Consider the following 2,035-nt stretch of genomic DNA (forward strand, 5'->3'; position numbering starts at 1 on the left):
TTCAAAGGTGAGTGCTATCGAATCGGGAGCATCCCAATTATGCAAATCTTAACCAGAGGTCGAGGGGGATATCTCGGGGATACCGAAGATGGGGAAGATTCCGAAGATGGAACTGAGGTGATGTTCCATCATACCAAGTTAATTCATACATCGCACCTTCTTCCCCCTCCTGCTTGGGAATGGTGATATCTTTGAACCCAGGGCAAATGCATCTAAAGTATAGAATCCTTACCATCAAGACAAAGATTTCAAGATTCATACGCAAAACTACGTTATAGTATGAATCTGATATGCAGTAAGCATTTCAAAATAAGATACCTTTACCCTGGGGTCTAAGAAGGCAATGCTCTAACAAAGCTTGGCCATTCGCTACGCGAATGAACACATTCACAGAAGCTTTAGAAGCATAACGGAGCCGCCATGTCTGATCGCGCATGTCAATTGGCTCAAGCAGAATCAGGACGTGTTTGCTGCTTACAAAGCCTCTTTGGGCTATGTTTGGTCTTGATTTTTGTCTAAGTTCCGATAGGAGAAAGAATTTAGGAGAAAATATTCATCAGAACTATGTCTAGTTTAAGAAAAGAAGGATATCTTCATTTGCAGTTGGACGACGGATCAATAAAGCCTAAAAATCCAGATTTTTTGAATTACTGGAATCATTTAGTAACTGATCCCTATATTGAAGGCGATCATAAATTTAGGCAGAGAAGATATTCAAACATAATCTTTCACAGAAATAGTGAGATTGAATATTTGAGATCAACTTATTTTCAGGGAGAGAGATTTAACAGGCTGTTTGGAGGTCAAAGCAGAATTTTTGAAAAGATAGATGACAATTTATTGACTGATCCAATTTTCATTGACTTAATAAATTATGATTTTTGTTTTTTATTAAAACATGGCCTTATAACTAGTAAGGAATATAATATGGGAATTCACCAAATTAGAACTCTTACTACAGCCCAAAATACTGGGCGAGTAACACCTGAAGGTATCCATAAGGATGGGCATCCTTTTTTCGCAATTCATTTCATAAATAAAAGTCAGATCACAGGAGGAACTACTAAAATATATGACAACAATCTGAAGTTAATAGAAGAAATAAACTTAAGTAATTTTGGAGAGACTATCTTTGTCCTTGATACTCTGGTTTACCATGGAGTAACAGATATAAAACCATTGCCTGGAAGTGATAAAGGGTTTCGAGATGTTTTGATAATAGAATTTTATTAAAGATGGCAATATATACTAATATAAGCTCTTTTGAGTTAGAAAAAATAGCTTCATACTATGGTATTGAAGCGATCAATTCTTTTCCTATTAATGGAGGAAATGCTAATTCAAACTACTGCTTACAGTCTAAAGATGGAAAATACATAGTAACTGTCTTTGAAGAAGCTTCTCTAGAAAAAATATGCACGATGGGGTATCTTCTTCAATATTTAGAAAGATACAAATTCCCCACTTCTCAAGTTCAAACAACTTATTCCGATAAAATAGTAACTCAATGGCATGAAAAACCTGTTCTAGTCAAGAAATGGATTAACGGAACAGTGCCTACTTTATTAAACGAAACTCTCTTAGAACAGGTTGGTCGTGTTATGGCACAACTACATAGAGTTCCTGCTCCTCCTTATTTACCTCAGTCACACGATTATGGACTGGAGCTTTTTTCAACAGTTTTTGGCAAGTCAATTGATCTGTCTTATGAGTCATGGCTCAAGAATCAGTATCAAGATCTCAATTTTTTATTGCCCATTAAGTTACCAATGGGCTTAATTCATGGTGATCTTTTTTATGATAACATTTTATATGAAAAAAATAACTTGAAAGCCTTTATTGACTTTGAGCAATCTTGTTACTATTACCTCTTATTTGACTTATCCAAGGGCGGTGTCATGCAGCTTACGAAATCGGCGTCGTTGGCGCTGGCACCGCACGGTATTCGGGTCAATGCCGTCGTGCCGGGTTCCATAGATACTGCGATGCTCGCCAGCATCAATGCCAATCCCGAAGCGATGAAGATGGTGATGTC

At 37.0% G+C, this 2,035-nt stretch carries 3 protein-coding genes; all 3 read left to right on the forward strand.

Features of this window, described 5'->3' with window-relative positions; all coding sequences use genetic code 11:
• The coding region (locus F6K20_RS36005; protein ID WP_287298024.1) for a hypothetical protein at positions 1-186 on the forward strand (186 nt) is incomplete at its 5' end.
• A gap of 378 nt (positions 187-564) precedes the next feature.
• Complete coding sequence (locus tag F6K20_RS36010; protein ID WP_287298026.1) at positions 565-1,233, forward strand: 2OG-Fe dioxygenase family protein; 669 nt, start codon at positions 565-567, stop codon at positions 1,231-1,233.
• A gap of 2 nt (positions 1,234-1,235) precedes the next feature.
• On the forward strand, positions 1,236-2,035 hold an 800-nt coding region (locus tag F6K20_RS36015), incomplete at its 3' end, for an SDR family oxidoreductase (RefSeq protein ID WP_287298027.1).

Source organism: Moorena sp. SIO2C4 (assembly GCF_010672485.1).
GTDB classification, from domain to species: Bacteria; Cyanobacteriota; Cyanobacteriia; order Cyanobacteriales; family Coleofasciculaceae; genus Moorena; species Moorena producens.